Raw genomic sequence first — 18,527 nt, forward strand, 5'->3', positions numbered from 1 at the left:
CTTTCAGACAGACTTGTTAAAAGCAGGCGGAAAAACCAGAACCGCAGATTGTTTGTCGGTGATTGCGGTTAAGGATTCACTCTGGCTAAAAAGTCTCGAAATTAAAGAATGGCGACCATGAGTCATTGCTAATACATTAGCTTGATGTGCCCGGCAATATTCATGCAAGCTTTTATGTACGTTTTTGCCAGGTATTTGGGTACAACTGAGCCCGCGTTGGGCAAGAAACTTACTGAAGGTAACTTTCGGGACAATATCGGCAGCCACTTCATTGGACTGTACAACATGCACAACATCGAAATGAAAATCGAGCGTTTCAGATAAATCAATTAAAAAATCTATCGCCGGCAAATCAGCGGTATTAAAATCGGTTGCAAAAACGACGTATTGAGGTATATACTGTTCAGCGCCTGTCGGTAAAATCAGCACAGGTTTGACAGCTTTGCGAATAACCGCTGCTGTATCGCTGCCCGTCAATAAGTGCTCCAGGGCGCTGTCGGACCTTCCGCCCATAATTACCATTTCAATTTCACGTTGGCCGGAAATTTCTTCTATTACGTCGCTTAGGGTACCTTCGCCGTTTTTTATCTCAATATCCGGGTGGTAGTGCGGTACACTACCGGCAAGTTTTTTCAGATGATCGGCTTCGAGACTTAATCTCTCCCTGGCATCGGCAAACAGCATGCTCGTGGTTTCTGTGACATAAGGACCCGCAGTGTCACTGGGAATCAACGGAATGAACCGCAGGGTATGATACAAAACAATGCCCCAGCCAAGCTTGGCCGAATACCTTAATGCTGCAGCCTCCGCATGTGCAGCGTTCGGTGAAAAATCCGTGAGAACCAGTAGTTTTTTCATTTGAATCTTAATTTAAGTGCTGTGATTGTAGGTGTGTTTTCGCATTTTTTATGCTTCGTCTGCAGTTTACCGCAGGCGGCTATTATTAAAGGTAACCTGCGCGTTCGCTCCTGGTTGACAGGTTTTTTAAGTCAATCAAATATATTTCCGCGCAGTTTGATTATAAATGATGATCAGCATTAAAAAAAATGATATTCAGCGCAATACAATGATGATGTGAGCAAAGTTACCTATTTGGATGATGGGGGTCATTGTTACCGGTTTGTAACTATGTTTAATTTGGGCTTGAAAGAGACAAATATGGCTACAACGCTCAACCCGGAAATTCGTGAGATAATCAATACAGTGCATTACCGCGCTTGGCTATCCATGAAAACCCGTATCAATTCAAAGAATGAATTCGCCAATACAGTCAGAGTTGCTGCCGATAAAGCAAAAGCAGAATTGTGCAGCTGTTAATTTTATTAACTATAAAATGAAGAGGCTTATTATCTACTTGTTAGTGATGTTACCTGCAAGGGGAAGCGCCCAGGCTACAATGACCGACTTAAGCCTGGCAGCCGCAAGAGCGTTGCCCGCGGTGGTAAGGGTTACCTCTTATCTTTCAGACAGCTTATTATCCAGGCGTCCGCAATTGCCCGCGCAGATTGGTCAAAGATTCGACAGATCTGCTTATGATACAGCTGTTAGTGATGCTTCAGGCGTACTTTTAAGTACTAACGGCTACATTATTACAAACGCCCATGTAATAGCGGCAGGAGATAGCGTGGTTGTTATATTACAAGATCGCAGGGCTTTCCACGCAACAGTGCTCGGGATAGATGCGGCGGCAGATTTGGCATTACTGAAAATACAGGCTGATGGCTTACCATTTTTGGAAATAGGAAATTCCAACTTGGTTCGCATCGGAGACCCTGTACTCGCTGTTGGAAATCCGCTGGAATTAAACTCAACGGTTACAGCCGGCATTTTGAGTGCCCGTTTCCGCGGAATTGACGATCTGGGCGCTGCGTCGGGCGTTAATTCATACCTGCAAACAGACGCTGCCAGTAATGAAGGCATGAGCGGTAGCGCACTTGTAGATGTGTCTGGGAAATTAATTGGTATAAATGCTGCAATACTTTCTCCTACGGGTTCATTCTCTGGCTATTCATTTGCCATTCCCTCGGGGATTGTAAAAAAGGCATGGCTGGATTTGGTTGCCTTTGGCGAGGTTCACCATGCATCACTTGATATTGTTCTCCGTGATATGGATGCCAGACAGGCGGGCCGGTTAAAGACGAAGAATGTAAACGGCGTGCTGGTAAAAGGCGTGATAAAGGGAGGAGCGGGGGATCTGGCAGGTGTTCGGAAAGACGATATTTTGCTGATGCTCGATAAAATTACGCTTGAAAATACCGCCCAATGCAGAGAAATGCTGGCGGAACGAGCTCCGGGAGATCGCATTACCCTGGTTATTTGGCGAGATAACGGGCAAATATCGCTGCCTGTTAAGCTTTCGGCGGATAATAACAGCCGGAATGTCGCAGGTAGCAAAGGCGATGCATGGCCTTTACTGCGCACTGTTCATAGAAAATAAATCAAGCTTGAGTATGACTTGTTTGGGAAAAGCGGCCGAACTAATTTATGGAAATGCGGTGTGTATGAGAGACGTTAAGTGACGAAGGTTATTTGCTTGATCTTTTGGTCCGAACAAATATGGTGATACAACTTGGCCAATATTCTGAAGCAATCTTTAGTTGGCATAAGTATATTTTATTAAATATTAATTTTTGATTTGGAAGCCTGGCGGGGCGATAATTTATTCTTTATGAACAGTGAAAAAAAATCAATGGCTGGCGAATTTGGGAACAACAGCCCTGGCAACAATAGGGGGTGCCTGCATCGTGGTCGTGTGGTTGAACTCGTCATACGCCGGAATTCCGCGAGCATCAGCGATATTGCCAGGGCGCTGCAGGTAAGTCGCCGGACGCTTTACAATTGGTTTGAAGCAGAGGATCTGGATTTTGAAATTGTTTGCAAAATAGGATATGTCTTAAATTATGATTTTACCAAGGAGTTTCCTCAAGAACTGCCCGAAAGGTTAGGGGCTGTCAACATACAAACATTGGGCGGTTTAGATGAAGGTAGCGAAAAGCCGGATGATCCGATCTATTATTGGATGAGAAGATACATTAAGTTATTAGAGGCATTTAATGAAAAACTTATGTCAGGAAAAAAACTGATCCGATAGTTTAATAATAAACTTTGATTTGCCATGTATTTACAGGACAGATTGGCTATTCATTGTTTTTTAACCGGGCAAGGCTTTTAATTTCGCTACCTGAGGGGCATCAAATATTACGCCGCGGACACTTTCCAAAGCTGATCAAGGTCAGGTCGCCAGGTGATTGCGGTCATGTCAACTCTCGTTACTTTACGGTTTATTTACTTCAGCAATTACGAGTTATTTATTCAAAAAAACATGAAAACAGATCTTGAAATTCAGAAAGATGTGATGGACGAGCTTAAATGGCATCCTATCCTTCATGATGCAGAAATCAAAGTAAGCGTAAAAAAAGGTGTAGTAACACTTTCCGGACAAGTGGACACATATGGCAGGAAATTAGCTGCTGAAAACGCTGCCAGAAAGGTAGCCGGCGTGAAAGCGCTGGCTGAGAATATCCAGATTGGAGTATCTCCTGCGTACAACACAAACGATGGGGTAATAGCCGAGGCCGTGCTGCATGCCCTTAAATGGCATACAGGGATTCCTGAAGATAGTATTAAAGTAAAAGTGGAAAATGGTATTGTGATGTTAGAAGGAGAGGTGGAATGGGACGTTCAGCGTAACAGTGCCAGCACCGCTATACAGCACCTCCATGGTGTAAAGGCCGTAAATAATTCTATTACCATACGCCCAAAGGTAAGCGCTGATGATTTGGCAAAGAAAATAAGTGAAGCTTTTCTTCGCAGGGCCGCAATAGATGCCGCCAGGATTATAGTTTCTGTAAGCGGGAACAAAGCGACACTTACCGGCAAAGTGCGCTCTTTTGCCGAAAAGGAGGAGGCGGAAGATATCGTGTGGGCTGCGCCCGGAGTTACCAGCCTGGACAGTAAGTTGATTGTTGAAGAGCCTGAATTAATGTTGCAGTCACACATCTGAGAGGATATGAAAGTAATCATGTAGCCGCAACTTGTTGTTTAAACTATGTGCCGCCCGGTTTGTTTACTGTTATGCCTGATGATGGCCAGTACGGTTGCTTCCGGCCAACGGAATTTTCTGTTATTTAATCCAGGATATTCATCAAACGGAACTACTGTAGCAGATACGGCGCTTTCGGCACAAATCAGTTCGCGCATCCTTCCATGGCAGTCTTTATTTTAGTGCGTTCCGTGCAAATGGTTATACATTCTGGCAGTCGGTACCGCCAACGCTATTCGGCAGTTATATTTGGGAGGCCGCTGCCGAAAAACAATACCCTTCACCGAACGATTTTATCAATACCTGTTTCGGCGGTATCGCCCTCGGTGAAATGACCTACCGTTTATCAAACCAGATTGTTAATAATCATACGCGCGGTTTTAAGCGGCAGTTTAGCGAAATATTAGCACTGATGGTGGCTAAGCAAAGTTGAGCATAATCCTCAACTCCTTACCTTATCCGCAAATTATGACTATATCCACAATGAGGCTTTTTTAATAGCGCGCAAAGTGTCAAATTGAATTGGATTTCAGCTTTTACACTTAATAAGCAGTTGCAAGTCACAGCGAGTGCAGGCGGCTGGTCGGTGATACTGGCCGCCGTGCCCGATCCTTACCATTTTAAGGGCCGTAACTATGATTATGGGACCGGAGTAGGCTTTTACGGGCAATTTGGGGCTACCATGTTTAATTGTCTATTTTTTCGCTTCAATTACCGGGGCGGACTAATCGGTACCGTCAATGGCAATGCCTCGCATTAGTATCGCGAGCTGTTACGGGCGAAGTTGGTCTTCGCTTGTGTAGTGGTGTATCGGCGTGTTTGGAACCCAGATATTTTTATTTGCGTGGGTATTATCAAAATACCCAAAGATCACCGCCCGCTATCCCTATCTCCGGTTTTCTTGCCGATACAGCTTGAATTTTAACTAAAACGGATATGACGCAGATCACTGTGACTGCTGACTGTCATCATATTGCACTGCCCTTCAATAAATTACATTTGACATATCATATAGAAATAATATGAAAAAGATCAGTGCAGCATTTGACGGCCTGAAATTCTCACAGGCAACCCTTGACTACGCTATTGAACTGGCAAGCCGCGACCATATGGTAATTAACGGGGTTTTTTTGGAGGACTTTCTCTATCATAGCTTCGATATTTTTGACATGGTGGGAAGTCAGGGTGTTTCAGGAGATAAGCTGAACCGGTTGCTTAGAAAAGACCGGACAACCTGTGATAGGACTATCGCCCTATTTGAAAAGATATGCGCTGAAAAGCAGGTTAGTTATGTAGTGCATAAAGACAAAAGTTTTGCGATCAACGAGCTGATCAAAGAAAGTATTTACAGCGACCTTACAGTTATCAACGTTGTCGAAACTTTAAATCACTATTATCAGGAAAGGCCTGCACCCTTTATTAAAGAGTTCCTGGCCGGTGCTCAGAGCCCGGTATTGGTTGTTCCGCCGGTTTACCATTCAATCAAACGGATAATTATTTTGTACGATGGTCATCCGTCCTCTGTATTTGCGCTAAAAACATTCAATTCTTTATTTCCATGGGCAAATAAATACCCCGCCGAGGTTGTTTGCGTAAGCCAACGCCCCTTGGCTTTACTACCCGATGGAAACCTGATTGGTGAATATGTACGATGTCATTACGATGACCTGGTAACAACGCAGTTGACAGGTGATCCGGAAGATGTATTGCTTGACTGGTTGAAAAAAGCCGATCCGGGAGCTGTTGTGGTAATGGGGGCTTACAGCCGGGGAGCTGTTTCTCGAATGTTCAACAATAGTATGGCTAATAAACTAATGGAAGTTTTGGACCTGCCGTTATTTATAGCACATAGCAAATAAAAACGGAGCTATTTACCTTATTAAATTGACAATTATGAAGACATTGATGATCGCGACTGATTTTTCAGCTAATTCCAGTCATGTTGCAAATTACGCTTACCGGCTTGCACAAGCCCTGGAGGCTAAGTTATTACTTTGCCATACCTTGAATGTACCTGCAGAAGTACCACAAAGCGGAACTGTTGCCTGGCCGGAGGCAGTTTATGACGATATAGACCGCGACAGCAAGCTGCAACTTTCCAAAATGAAAGAGGATATGATTGCAACAGGAAACATTGACAGCTATAAACCAGAGATATTGTGTATTCAGGGCCCTGGTTTCGTTACTGATGTTGTAAATACGGAAGCTGATCGGTATAAGGCAGACCTGATTATCGTTGGTGCCCACAGTAACGACCATTTAGGGACCTGGATGGTTGGTAACCATAGCCGCAAAATGATAGAGTCGGCTGTACGCCCCTTATTACTGGTTCCGATAGGCGCGAAGTTTCAGCCAATCATGAGGATAGGGTTTGCCACCGACCTCAAACATATTAACAACGATTTGGACGCGTTGAAGAATGTGGTGTTGCTGGCAAGATCCTTAAGCGCAGAATTAATATTAGCGCATATCCATTGGGATGTTGATGATCAGGATTACAGATTGGTGATTGATGCTTTAAAAGACGGAATCATGACCAAATACGGTTATGAAAAAGTCAGTGTCAGAACAGTCAACAGTAAGCATGTCGCCAATGGTTTAAATTGGCTCATAGCTCACGCCCACATAAACCTGCTTGCAATGGCTCATCATCAACATGGTTTTTTTGACCAACTTTTCCATGGAAGTCGAACCCAACAATCGGCAGGCCACATGCCAGTGCCTTTATTGGTGGTAAAGTAAGCAGATAATTTGAAATTAAACTGAGAGGAAAAAAGATTAATCAAGTATAGCATAAGCGGGCAGCCTCCGCGCCGATCAGGGACGAAATGGAATAGTGGTGCCTGGGCTGGCCGGCAGCGGCAGCATAATGCAACTATAGACGGTACCGCGCTAAAAATGGTAAATCGGCATAGTTAAAAATGCAGGTGCTGATTACGTTGCAGTAACGAATTTTCTTTTTTTCCTGCTTTGCATGTTCTCTGTTTATTGGAAATAGTTTATTGTTTAAATAAGTTAAAGGTCACATAATATCATCAGAATGTCTTTACTTATCCAGGAAAAAGCATTAGAATATTTAATAAATCATTTGTTCAATTGATTATAATATTATGAAGACAATCCTTGTCATTGAAGATAATAGCGATATTCGGGAGAGTACTGCTGAAATTCTCGCGATGAGCGGTTACAAAGTAATCACGGCCGAAAATGGAAAAAGTGGCGTTAAGACAGCCATCAGGCAGCGACCGGATCTGATACTCTGCGATATCATGATGCCTGAACTTGACGGATATGGTGTACTGAACATTCTGAATAAAAGCCCTTACACGGCAACTATTCCTTTTATATTTTTAACAGCTAAAACCGGAAAGCCAGATCTGCGAAAAGGGATGGCTATGGGGGCTGACGATTATTTGACCAAACCGTTTGACGATAAAGAACTACTGCACGCAATCGACTGCCGTCTTCAGAAGCAGGAAAACCTCAAGACATTTTATAGTCGCTCTCTGACAAGTTTACAACGCCTGGCTTCCGAACATGTTCTTGGTAGCGATGAGTTAAAAAGATTGATTGCCGAACGAAAAGTGAGGCAGCTTAAAAAGAAACATATTTTGTACTATGAAGGCGATAATCCAGAAGGCATTTATTTGGTATTGGAGGGTTTTGTCAAGACGTTTAAGCTTGTTGAAGATGGCCGCGAATTAGTGACCGGGCTTTACAAAGCGGAAGAATATGTGGGGATTAACGAGCTATTCACAGACAAACATGTCGACACCGCTGAGGCGATAGATGATTCGGTGGTGTGCCTCCTACCCAAGGATATGATCATGGATCTGATTTCACAATATCCGGATATTAGTCAGCAATTTATGAGAATTTTATGTAATAATATTCGTGAAAAAGAAGAGCAATTGCTGCAATTTGCATACTCTTCTGTGCGAAACCGAATGTTACAAGTGTTATTGCGCCTCCAGTCGCAATTTCCGGATCATAATGATTTTAAAATATCGCGTGATGAGTTAGCAGCTATGGCTGGTATGGCCACAGAAACCGTTAGCCGTACACTTAGCGATTTTAAAGAAGAAGGCTTAATTGAAAGAAAGGGCAGCCATATACGGATATTGGATGCCATAAATTTTGCAAAAGCCAGACACTAAGCTACTTTCGGATATTTTTCTCACTCAGATAACGCAACATGCCGATGTCCCTTGTATCGCTGGTTCGGAACACCGAAGCAGTTGAAGGTGCACGTGCGCTCAATCTAATCACTATAATAACCAGTTAATGGCTGCGGTCCTTGAATCAAATAAATAAGCAGATCAGGATATAATGTAATTCTTTACACCAGAAAAGCCAAACTGCAAAAATCGATCTGCAATCTGCAGTGCTTAGCAATTTATTCTATTACGACAACAGCCGAGTGAAACAGAAAATGCCAAGAGGCATTTTCTGTTTCCGGACTTAATTTAACGAAGGGGGAGTAGTATTTGATAGTTACTTTCGTCCCGGTATCGCTTTCTTACAGTAATATCAGTGTCCGCTCCCACTGCTTTATGGGCAGGATTCAAAAAAACAGATGCTGTAAAGTGATATTGCCCAGGGGGTAATTGCCTAAAAGTTACACTTCCATCAATAGCGGAAAGCTGCATTCCTTGATATGTAATGTTGCCTGAGTTGTCTTTTTCAGGCATCCCGGCATAGTAATAAACAGGAATATCTGGCACAGGTTGTTGGTTGTATTGTACCATAACATTAACATTCCCATTATATACAATAGCTTTTTCGCATGATGATAATATAGTGATGGTGACTACTGAGATGACTAATTTCATCGTGATATTAGTTTTCATATTTGACAGGCCTTAGTTTAAACTCTATTTAATTTTATTCCGCCTTATTCTTCATCATCATTAATAATGAATACGCGCCTTTGGTTACAAAAACAGCGTTCGCGGTCATATCCTTTGTTGGCAACAGTATTTCGGTAAAGCCGTTTTCACTTTCGCCTATATTAACCTCGGTCATCTCAAACTGTCGGTTCCCGATAACTTTATAGATATACTGTTTACCTTCAAACTGAACAATGGCTTCGTTAGCTATGGCATATGCCTTAGTATTTTTTACTTGTACTTCTGCATTCATATAAGTACCCGGAACCAGTGTTTTATCGTAGGTTTCAAAATGGCAATGCACATCTGCGTTCCTGTCGGCAGAAAGATCCCGGCCAATCAGTAATATCTCGGCTTCGTGTTTTTTTGCGGGTTGGTTGTTGGTATAGGCCACCAGTTTTTGACCGATATATAATTTATCCAGATCCTTCTCATATACTTTCAGCGCCAGGTGTATATCTGTTGGGTTGACCAACTCGAACAGCACCTCCGTCGGGGACACATATTTGCCGATATTGACATTTACTTTAGATACAAAGCCGGTTATAGGAGAGTATATATTGACGCTCCTGGATATTTTTGAGGCGCTGATAGTTCGTACGTTGATACCAATGAGTTGTAATTTCTCAGCTAATGAGCTAATTAACACTTGCTGGCTGCGGTATTCGGCCTCGGCCTGCTGAAAAACCTTGTCACTGCTCGCTTTGCTTTGGTTAAGGTCTTTTTGGCGGTTATATTCATTTTCCAGGTATCCTATCCGGGCCTTTGCTGTAAGATAATCCTGTTGTAACTGGATATATTGCTGGTCCTCTATCATCGCTATGGCTTCACCTTTATTCACATGCATGCCCGGCAACAGCTTGGTTGATTTTAAATACCCACCAAGGGGGACACTAATGGAAACCATATTTTGCGGCGGAACATCGATTTTTCCATTGAGTTTTAACACAGATGATATTTCCCTTTGCTCAAGCTTGCCTGTAAGTATCGATGCATTTTTTAGCTGCGCATCCGTCAGGGTTACAATGTTAGTATTCTCTGCTTTACCTGTATTATCTGTTGCCGGTTTTTTTTCGCCGCATGCAGATAGCAGAATAATGATGACTGATAAATATATAATGGGTTTCATGATCATATTTTTAGTTGTTTGAAAAATAGTTGAGTTGAATGATGGCCTCGTTAAGGTTGCGAACAGCATCCAGGTAATCATTTTTAATAGTAGTGGCCTGGTTAATCAGTTGTGTCCATTCCAGGTAGTTGATGTTTCCGGCGGCAATTTGCTGGTTGGCGGTAACGGTTATTAAAGCGGCATTTTTTAACGGCTTGCTTTCAAAATACTGAACCGTTTGCAGGTATTTGTGGTATTGAAAAACGGCAGATTGATAAGCTGTTGTCATGCTTTGAAGTTCCATAGCATAACTATTTTCGGCTATCTGTTTGTTTACTCTCGCGCTGTTGATCCGCGCCTTTTGCGCCCCGGCAAAAATAGGTATGCCGATACCCAATTGCACTGAGTTAAACCGGTTTGAGCCATTATAAAGCTTATTATCGGCACCAATACCCTTGATGCTGGTATTGTTATATCCTATGGCCAGATCAGGCAAAAGCTTGCTCTTTTCCATGCGGATAGCAGCGTCTGCAATTTGCTGCTGCTGAGCTATTAGTTTTATTACCGGGTGGTTTTTCAAGGTCAATATGTCTGAAGCCAATGTAACGGCTAATTTATAGTCGGATTTATCTGGTGTTAAGGGCTCTGTAGAATTAAGCAACAACTGGAATTGCAGTTGTATGATGGCCACATCTTCCTTTAACTGGCTTAGCTGCATCTGCACCTGTCCCAATAATGTTTCAGCACTTGTTTTCTCCAGTAAATTGGCTTCGCCTTTGGCCAGCCGCAACTCGGCTTTTTTATAAAAGCTCAAATACAGGCTATCGGCATGCTGTAGTAACATCCGCTTGTTTTCCAGATATACCAGGGTGTTAAAAACCTGGCTAACCTGCTTTTTTAACAGCACCTCATTTACCGCGATATTCAGTATGCTGTTTTTCCAGTCTTCTTGCAAAAGTTCTTTCTGCCTGCTATAGACAGTCGGAAAGTTGAAAGACTGGGAAATACCGAATTTGGTATCGTTGTAGCTGCTGTTGATTTGTCCAACCTCCCCAAACAGCGTAGCCTGCGAAATATTGGCTGATGTGCCGATCAGTATCTGCTGATACTTCGACTTTAACTGTTCATGTTTAACTTGTAAGTTGTTTTTTAAAGCAGTATCTATAGCGGCTTTAAGGGTAATGGGCGTTTGCGCCCCTGAGGTTTGGCTTATTACAGTCAGCAAAGTGATGGAAAGCACAGTGCCCGTTTTCTTCGATAGCACTGTTTTAAAGCCTTTTTCAAACATGATATATAAAACGGGCAATACAAACAAGGTGAGGAAAGTGGCGATCAGCAAGCCACCTATTACTACCGTAGCTAACGGCCTTTGTACTTCGGCACCGGCACCGTTACTGATAGCCATGGGAAAGAAACCCAGGGAAGCCACAAATGCTGTCATCAGTACCGGCCTTAGCCTTACCTTGGTGCCTGATAACACAATACGTTTCAAATTGGTCATACCTTCTTTTTTTAACCGGTTAAATTCCGATATCAATACAATACCGTTGAGCACGGCCACGCCAAACAGAGCGATAAAGCCAACACCTGCGCTGATGCTGAAAGGCATACCGCGCAAAGCAAGGAACAGGATGCCCCCGATAGCTGACAATGGAATTGCGGAGTAAATCAATAATCCGTGCTTAATGGAGTTGAAAGCAAAATAGAGTAGTAAGAAAATAAGCAGTAACGAAACCGGCACGGCTATCATCAGGCGCTGTTTGGCAGCATTCAGGTTTTCAAAGGCACCACCATAGGTTACATAATACCCCGCCGGGAATTTAAGTTGTTTATCTACCTTGGCCTGCAGCTCGTTTACGATTGTTTGTACGTCCCGGCCGCGCACATTAAAGCCAACTACGATACGGCGTTTGGCATCCTCGCGCTGTATTTGGTTGGGGCCGTCCTTGATTTGTACATCGGCCAGCTGATACAAAGGGATCTGTGTACCCCGCGGTGTCGGGATGAGTAAATTTTGAATATCCTTCAAGTCTTTTTTTTGCTCGCTGCTTATTCTGACCACTACTTCAAAGCGCTTTTCACCTTCAAACAGGGTTCCGGTGCTTTGTCCGGCGAGTGCGGTGTTAACCACCTTGTTAATATCGGCGATATTGAGGTTGAATTGTGCTATGGCATTGCGGTTATAATTAATGATAATCTGCGGCATGCCGGCAACTGCTTCCACAAACAGGTTTTTAGCGCCGTCAACGGTATTGATTATTTTACCCAGCTTATTCGCATAAGCAGCGAGGGTATCCAGGTCTTCGCCGAATATTTTACAAACCACGTCCTGACGTGCACCGGTCATCAGTTCGTTAAAACGCATCTGAACCGGGTACTGAAAGCCTGCGGTAACACCCGGAACCGCTTGTAAGGCCTTACCCATTTTTTCAGACAATTCATTAAAGGTTTTAGCCGATGTCCACTCGTTCTTGGGTTTTAGTATCACCATCATATCGCTTGCATCCATCGGCATAGGATCGGTCGGCACTTCGCCGCTGCCTATTTTGGTCACCACCTTTTCAACTTCGGGGAATTGGCTTTTTAAGATGTGGGCGGCCTTTTGGGTATTGGTAATAGTAGTATTCAGGCTACTGCCGGTTAGCACCCGCGTATCAACCGCAAAATCACCTTCTTCCAGTGCAGGTATAAACTCACCGCCCAGTGTGGTTAAAATATAGGCTGAAAATATAAACAGACCGATAATAGTTAATAATGCAGCTTTGGGAAATGCAATTACCCCGCTTAATGTTTTTTGATATATTCTTTCAACCTTCGCCATTAACCTATCCGAAAAATTGGGCTTGTGCTTGATCTTCTTACTCAGGAAGACGGCGCTCATCATAGGGATGTAAGTGAGTGATAAAATAAAAGCGCCCAACAGCGCAAACGCTACGGTTTGCGCCATAGGTTTAAACATTTTACCCTCGATTCCCTGCAAGGTGAAGATCGGAAGATATACTACCAATATAATTATCTGGCCAAAAACAGCGCTATTCATCATTTTGCTGGCAGAACTGTTCACCTCCTGATCCATTTCTTTCTGCCCAATCTTGTCAGTTAATGTAAAATGTTTGCTATGGCTAAGGGTATGCATTACGGCTTCTACAATAATTACGGCCCCATCTACGATCAAACCGAAATCAAGCGCACCAAGGCTCATTAGGTTACCGCTTACACCAAAAAGGTTCATCATAATAATAGCAAACAGCATCGACAACGGGATCACAGAGGCAACGAGTAAACCTGCCCTGAAATTGCCAAGGAATAATACCAGTACAAATACCACAATGAGTGCCCCCTCCAGCAGGTTGCGCTCCACAGTACCGATGGCGTTGTTCACCATTTTGGTACGGTCCAGGAAAGGTTCAATCTCAACGCCTTCTGGCATAGTTTTCTGGATTTGTGCTATACGTTCCTTTACGTTTTTAATCACCTCGCTGCTGTTGGCTCCTTTCAGCATCATGACAACCGCTCCCGCAACTTCGCCTTCGTCGTTATAGCACATCGCACCATAACGGGTAGCATAGCCTATTTTAACATCGGCCACGTCTTTAATAAAAAGCGGCGAGCCATCGGCAGTATTTTTAATTACCGTATTATTGATATCTTCCATATTGCCAATCAGTCCCTGGCTGCGGATATACACCACCGTTGGGCCTTTTTCAATATAGGCGCCGCCGGTATTCTGGTTGTTACTTTCCAGGGCCTTAAAAACATCGGTTATGGTAATATTATGGGAAAGCAGTTTATTAGGATCAACTTCAATAGAATACTGTTTAAGCTTCCCGCCAAAGCTGCTCACTTCGGCTACGCCTTTGACACCGAGTAACTGGCGGCGAACTATCCAGTCCTGTATAGTACGGAGCTCGGTTTCGTTATACCTACCGGCATAACCCTTTTTGGGGCGCACTACGTATTGGTAAATTTCGCCCAGCCCGGTGCTTACCGGGCCAAGCTCGGGTGTGCCGATGCCGGCCGGTATCTGGCTTTGCACTTTTTGCAAACGTTCGGCAACCTGCTGCCTCGCCCAGTAAACATCTGTAGCGTCGTCAAAAACAATGGTAACCAGCGACAGGCCAAACCTGGAAAAACTTCGGATCTCTTTTAAGCCCGAGATATTGCTGTTCGCCTGCTCTATAGGGTAGGTGACCAAACGTTCGATATCTGTAGCTCCGAATGATGGGGCGATGGTAATAACCTGTACCTGGTTGTTGGTAATATCGGGTACGGCATCAATGGGCAGTCTGGTAAACTGATAGCTGCCATAGCCAATAAGGGCGATAATAAAAAGCCCTATGATCAGCTTATTCCGTACGGAAAAAGCGATAATATGATTTAACATAAAATAAGATCTTGAAAATTAGCAATTCAAAAAGCAGCGCATAGCAGGAATAGCCAGGCTAAGCGCTGTAAACAACATAGAAATGACTGCTAATTAGGATTTTGGCGGCTGCCAGATGCTGGATAAATAAGTTGAGTGGTTAAACGACTGATCGAAGGCATGTAACTTCGTTTTCGTTGAGAATACCAGGGGAGGGACGAGTGGCTGAAATAATTGAGGAACCAGCACGGGTGATATCGTCGCTGTGCAATTATCTGCAGTTTTGAAGGGCAGCTTCATATCCTCCCTGTAGTCTTTATCCCTCGGGCTGCCATGCATGTAATGCATGTCAAGAAATTGCAGGAATGAAATGCTCTTGTTTTCCTTCCGGTGTTCGGCAAAGTGTTCAAAAACCACAGGCAATTTCAGCAACTGGTGGAGTTCAGTTGTTGAGAACAGGAAGGTTGTTAAAAGCAATATGGCCGTGAACTTTTTCAAAACTATACAAAAGTAACAATTAATAAACAATCGTTTTTGACGCAGATCATATGATTATTAAGTTTTAATCATTTATTAATATGCGCGATCGGCTCAAAATGAGGTCCGGAGGTCTTCACAGCCGCATTTGGTCCTTTTTTCATATTCAGCCTTCGGTTCCAATACGATACCAGGCTGTATTTCTTCATATACTGAAGCCCGCTAAAAAAATAACTGTCATACCGGGCGATTTCTTTGTCACTCGTGGGAATTATATCTCATTTAGCGGTCATTGGGATTGCCTGCGAAGCATGCCTAATGATGACGTGTATTAATGATATATTCCTGTGTTGAAGGTGCATAATTCATAGTTCCTTGATAACCTTTTTTAGTTTGTCTTTTACTTCAGTTGCGATCCTATGTAAATCTTTGTTTAGTATGAGCTTCATAGATGCTGCCGGATTTATGGCGGATACTTCCACTTTGCCAGGTTTTTTTTCCTGTACAATTATATTACAGGGCAGCATGGTACCGATCTTATCTTCGGCTAATAAGGCATTGTAAGCAAATGACGGGTTACATGCCCCCAATATTTTATAGTTGTAAAAATCTACACCCAGCTTTTTCTTTAATGTCGCCGTTATGTCAATCTCCGTTAATAGGCCAAACCCTTCTTTGTTTAAGGCGCTCGTAACCCGTTGAATAGCTTCTTCGAAACTTCCGGTTATTTTTTTGTTGAAATAGTATTTCATTTTTTGTGGATTTATTACTACACTTTTTACGCTTTTAAATTTCCTGGTTTAATGACTCAAAATAAATGACTTAGCTCATTTATGAGATTGATGTAAATCATCGGTGGCAAATCATTGGCTCCGGAAAAAAAGGTGAATTGAGTTTGAATAAAGCTGATTTCATTGTTTTTAATGCCTGATTTTCCTGCCTTTGCTGACGAATTTTAAACCCTAAAGAACCAAAACCCAAGACTGGAAAATGGGGGAATGACGAAAAGTGCTGACAAGGAAGGGTATCATTGTGAAAGAATTGTTGTAAACGGAAATATTAAGAGCGGCTTTCTGTTTTAAAGGATGTAGGAGTGAGGTCAGTTATTAAAGTCAATTGCGGGCAGGTTTCAAATTTGGCTGTTAATCCATCGTTTGAATTTGAGTATTTTGTGCGTACTGTCATATAATACCCTGATCCGTGTCATTCCCGGTTAGCAGAGAAACACCAACATTTGAAAAAATATTCATCAGAACTTGTGAAAAACAGAAATTAAAATAGTCTACAATACTAATATACTCGTCAGTTTTAAAATAACTACGGATTTTTTTTTAAAATCATATGAACTTCTCCTTTCAGCATCCTTACCCAATAAACCCGGAATACAAAACGCCGGTCGCTTATCTTTGCATGGAATATGCCGTCCATCAGCCCCTTAAAACCTACTCAGGTGGCCTCGGCTATCTTGCAGGCTCTTTCATGAGGAGCGCCTATGAACTCAGGCAGAACGTTATAGGTATCGGAATCTTGTGGAAATATGGGTATTATAACCAGGGAAGAAAGGGCGATGAAACCATGGAGGTACTCTTCCAGGAAAAAATATATCACTTCCTCATTGATACCGGCATTAAATTTACTATTAAGGTATCCGGCCATGATGTTTGGGTTACAGCATTTTACCTGAAGCCTGAAATTTTTAAAACGGCTCCTATATTTTTCCTGACAACAGACCTGCCGGAGAATGACTATCTGGCTAAAACCATTTCACATAAGCTTTATGACAGTAATCCTGAAACGGGGACTGCTGCTGCGATATTGCTGGGCGAAGGCGGGGCACGCTTATTAGAAGCAATCAATTTCCAACCGGATATTTATCACCTGAACGAATCACATGCCTTACCCATCGCATTTTATTTATATAAAAAATATCAATCCGTTGAGGAAGTAAAAAGAAGACTGGTTTTCACTAACCATACACCCGAACCTGGCGGCAACCAACGGTCTGATTTGTTTCTGCTTAATAAAATGGGGTTTTGGGGGGATATTCCAATAGATGAGGTAAAGGAAATAGCGGGTTGTCAGGGCGACGTTATGGATCATACCTTAACTGCGTTTAGGTTCTCCGGCAAAGCCAATGCTGTGTCAAAAATGCATTTAAACACACTACAGGGAATATGGAATGGAAATAACGGCATTTGTGAACTTACTTCTATAACCAATGCCCAGAGCTATTCTTATTGGGCAGACAAGGAAATGTATGCGGCATTGGAAACTAATCAGATTCAAAAGCTGGTGGAAAAGAAAAAGGCAGGTAAGCGTGCACTTTTTGACGAGGTAGCGGACCAATGCGGCGTTCTGCTCGATCCTGAAGTGCTCACCATTGTTTTTGCGAAAAGGTTTGCCGGGTACAAAAGGCCGGAATTGCTATTGCATGATATGGACTTTTTTCACCAACTGCTAACTAACAATAAAATGCCGATCCAAATGATATGGGCTGGAAAGCCTTATCCAATGGATTATGATGCGATAGCCAGTTTTGATAAGATCGTAAACTTATGTAAGTATTACCCTAACTGCGCGATTTTAGTAGGGTATGAATTGCGTTTATCACGACTGCTTAAACAAGGGGCAGATGTCTGGCTCAACACGCCGCGGCTGACCCACGAAGCTTCAGGTACGAGCGGGATGTCGGCTGCAATGAACGGATGTATTAATGTTTCGATTCCTGATGGCTGGTTTCCGGAATTTGTTGTGGATGGCGTGAACGGTTTTGTTATACCCAATACTGAAATTAGTGAACATAAATTTCAACAGGATGAAACCGATGCGCATAACTTGTACAATTTGCTGCAAAAAACAGTAATTCCCCTGTATTACGATCATCCGGATAAATGGATTGAAATAATTAGGCATAGCATGCAGGATATATTCCCTCACTTTGACAGTAACCGGATGGCAAAAGAGTATTATAAACAGCTTTATACTAACGGTACTGATATTTGTTAATGTGGGCCCATTCGCTGTTTCCCACAACCTTTTGAGCAGTAGGATCACAAACCTCCGGGGTGATGCCACGTTTGGTCGTAAGGTCGACACGTTGTTGGTATTTATCCAGGCAGCAATCGAAACCGTGAATTGTTTGTTGTAACCGGCTATAGCGAGACCAATTCCTTCATAGTTTTTTCCATTGTGGCCCGGATAAAAGATTACGTAAGGTTGATAAATACGCTCACCTCATCATGATTAATACAATGACCAGTATTGCAGGTACGGCCTGTATATAGAAGATCTTTTTGGTTACTGTAAGTGCCCCGTAAATACCAGCTACGGCAACACAACTCAGGAAAAACAGGGCCACATAGTTATGCCATTATGCGTCGCTGATAAAGAATGTCCAGATCAGACCCGCTGCTAAAAATCCGTTGTATAAACCCTGGTTAGCCGCTAAAACTTTGCTGTTTTCCAGTTCCTGCAATGATTTGTTGAATGCCTTGGGGCCGCGGGTTGTCCAGGCAAACATTTCCAACCATAATATATAACAATGGATAAAGGCTACCAGGCCGATGAGTACTTTGATAATAAGATCCATAGATTTTGATGTCTTAAGTATAAATGTAGTAAATGTTATAGGATATATTGTACCGGGAT

Annotated in this window: 17 protein-coding genes and 1 pseudogene; 10 read left to right on the plus strand and 8 right to left on the minus strand. The window is 42.8% G+C overall.

What is annotated here, in order from left to right; translation table 11 throughout:
• Positions 1-3: 3 nt before the first annotated feature.
• Positions 4-858: a universal stress protein gene (locus tag J3L18_RS07880; protein ID WP_129570059.1), complete on the minus strand. Its 855-nt coding sequence runs from the start codon at positions 856-858 to the stop codon at positions 4-6.
• A 300-nt stretch (positions 859-1,158) separates the two neighbouring features.
• On the opposite strand from J3L18_RS07880, the gene J3L18_RS07885 reads away from it, so the two are divergent.
• From J3L18_RS07885 to J3L18_RS07900, 4 genes are all read left to right on the plus strand, one after another.
• Positions 1,159-1,317, plus strand: coding sequence for a hypothetical protein (locus tag J3L18_RS07885; protein WP_189549277.1), 159 nt, complete (start codon positions 1,159-1,161; stop codon positions 1,315-1,317).
• A 16-nt stretch (positions 1,318-1,333) separates the two neighbouring features.
• Positions 1,334-2,437 (plus strand): S1C family serine protease, encoded by a 1,104-nt coding sequence (locus J3L18_RS07890; RefSeq protein ID WP_189549279.1) that lies wholly within the window; start codon positions 1,334-1,336, stop codon positions 2,435-2,437.
• Between the two features lie 231 nt (positions 2,438-2,668).
• On the plus strand, positions 2,669-3,091 hold the full coding sequence (locus tag J3L18_RS07895; protein WP_129570061.1) for a helix-turn-helix domain-containing protein: 423 nt from the start codon (positions 2,669-2,671) through the stop codon (positions 3,089-3,091).
• 231 nt (positions 3,092-3,322) lie between these two features.
• Positions 3,323-4,003 (plus strand): BON domain-containing protein, encoded by a 681-nt coding sequence (locus J3L18_RS07900; RefSeq protein WP_129570062.1) that lies wholly within the window; start codon positions 3,323-3,325, stop codon positions 4,001-4,003.
• Positions 4,004-4,041: 38 nt separating this feature from the next.
• Here J3L18_RS07900 and J3L18_RS07905 read toward each other — a convergent pair whose 3' ends face one another.
• Entirely contained in the window at positions 4,042-4,200 is a 159-nt protein-coding gene (locus J3L18_RS07905; RefSeq protein WP_189549281.1) for a hypothetical protein, read from the minus strand.
• On the opposite strand from J3L18_RS07905, the gene J3L18_RS31080 reads away from it, so the two are divergent.
• From J3L18_RS31080 to J3L18_RS07925, 5 genes are all read left to right on the plus strand, one after another.
• Positions 4,167-4,475, plus strand: a complete 309-nt coding sequence (locus J3L18_RS31080) for a DUF3943 domain-containing protein (RefSeq protein WP_129570287.1) — start codon at positions 4,167-4,169, stop codon at positions 4,473-4,475. The genes J3L18_RS07905 and J3L18_RS31080 overlap by 34 nt on opposite strands.
• 120 nt (positions 4,476-4,595) lie before the next feature.
• A complete protein-coding gene (locus tag J3L18_RS07910) occupies positions 4,596-4,802 on the plus strand; it encodes a hypothetical protein (RefSeq protein WP_146749916.1) in 207 nt (68 codons plus the stop codon).
• Between the two features lie 262 nt (positions 4,803-5,064).
• Positions 5,065-5,901: a putative universal stress family protein gene (locus J3L18_RS07915; RefSeq protein WP_129570064.1), complete on the plus strand. Its 837-nt coding sequence runs from the start codon at positions 5,065-5,067 to the stop codon at positions 5,899-5,901.
• A gap of 34 nt (positions 5,902-5,935) precedes the next feature.
• A complete protein-coding gene (locus J3L18_RS07920) occupies positions 5,936-6,784 on the plus strand; it encodes a universal stress protein (RefSeq protein WP_129570065.1) in 849 nt (282 codons plus the stop codon).
• A 368-nt stretch (positions 6,785-7,152) separates the two neighbouring features.
• On the plus strand, positions 7,153-8,199 hold the full coding sequence (locus J3L18_RS07925) for a response regulator (protein ID WP_129570066.1): 1,047 nt from the start codon (positions 7,153-7,155) through the stop codon (positions 8,197-8,199).
• A gap of 309 nt (positions 8,200-8,508) precedes the next feature.
• Here the strand turns inward: J3L18_RS07925 and J3L18_RS07930 are convergent, their stop codons facing one another.
• The 5 genes from J3L18_RS07930 to J3L18_RS07950 form a co-directional block, all read right to left on the minus strand.
• Entirely contained in the window at positions 8,509-8,892 is a 384-nt protein-coding gene (locus tag J3L18_RS07930; RefSeq protein WP_129570067.1) for a hypothetical protein, read from the minus strand.
• A gap of 34 nt (positions 8,893-8,926) precedes the next feature.
• On the minus strand, positions 8,927-10,060 hold the full coding sequence (locus tag J3L18_RS07935; protein WP_112653777.1) for an efflux RND transporter periplasmic adaptor subunit: 1,134 nt from the start codon (positions 10,058-10,060) through the stop codon (positions 8,927-8,929).
• Positions 10,061-10,070: 10 nt separating this feature from the next.
• Positions 10,071-14,423, minus strand: coding sequence for a CusA/CzcA family heavy metal efflux RND transporter (locus J3L18_RS07940; protein WP_129570068.1), 4,353 nt, complete (start codon positions 14,421-14,423; stop codon positions 10,071-10,073).
• 93 nt (positions 14,424-14,516) lie between these two features.
• Entirely contained in the window at positions 14,517-14,900 is a 384-nt protein-coding gene (locus J3L18_RS07945; protein ID WP_129570069.1) for a hypothetical protein, read from the minus strand.
• Positions 14,901-15,244: 344 nt separating this feature from the next.
• Entirely contained in the window at positions 15,245-15,631 is a 387-nt protein-coding gene (locus J3L18_RS07950) for a DUF302 domain-containing protein (protein ID WP_129570070.1), read from the minus strand.
• A gap of 589 nt (positions 15,632-16,220) precedes the next feature.
• On the opposite strand from J3L18_RS07950, the gene glgP reads away from it, so the two are divergent.
• On the plus strand, positions 16,221-17,885 hold the full coding sequence (gene glgP / locus J3L18_RS07955) for an alpha-glucan family phosphorylase (protein WP_129570071.1): 1,665 nt from the start codon (positions 16,221-16,223) through the stop codon (positions 17,883-17,885).
• A 223-nt stretch (positions 17,886-18,108) separates the two neighbouring features.
• On the opposite strand, the pseudogene J3L18_RS07960 reads toward glgP, so the two are convergent.
• Positions 18,109-18,468, minus strand: a pseudogene (locus J3L18_RS07960) (DUF1304 domain-containing protein).
• Positions 18,469-18,527 lie beyond the last annotated feature (59 nt).

The organism is Mucilaginibacter gossypii, from assembly GCF_017569325.2.
Classification (GTDB): domain Bacteria; phylum Bacteroidota; class Bacteroidia; order Sphingobacteriales; family Sphingobacteriaceae; genus Mucilaginibacter; species Mucilaginibacter gossypii.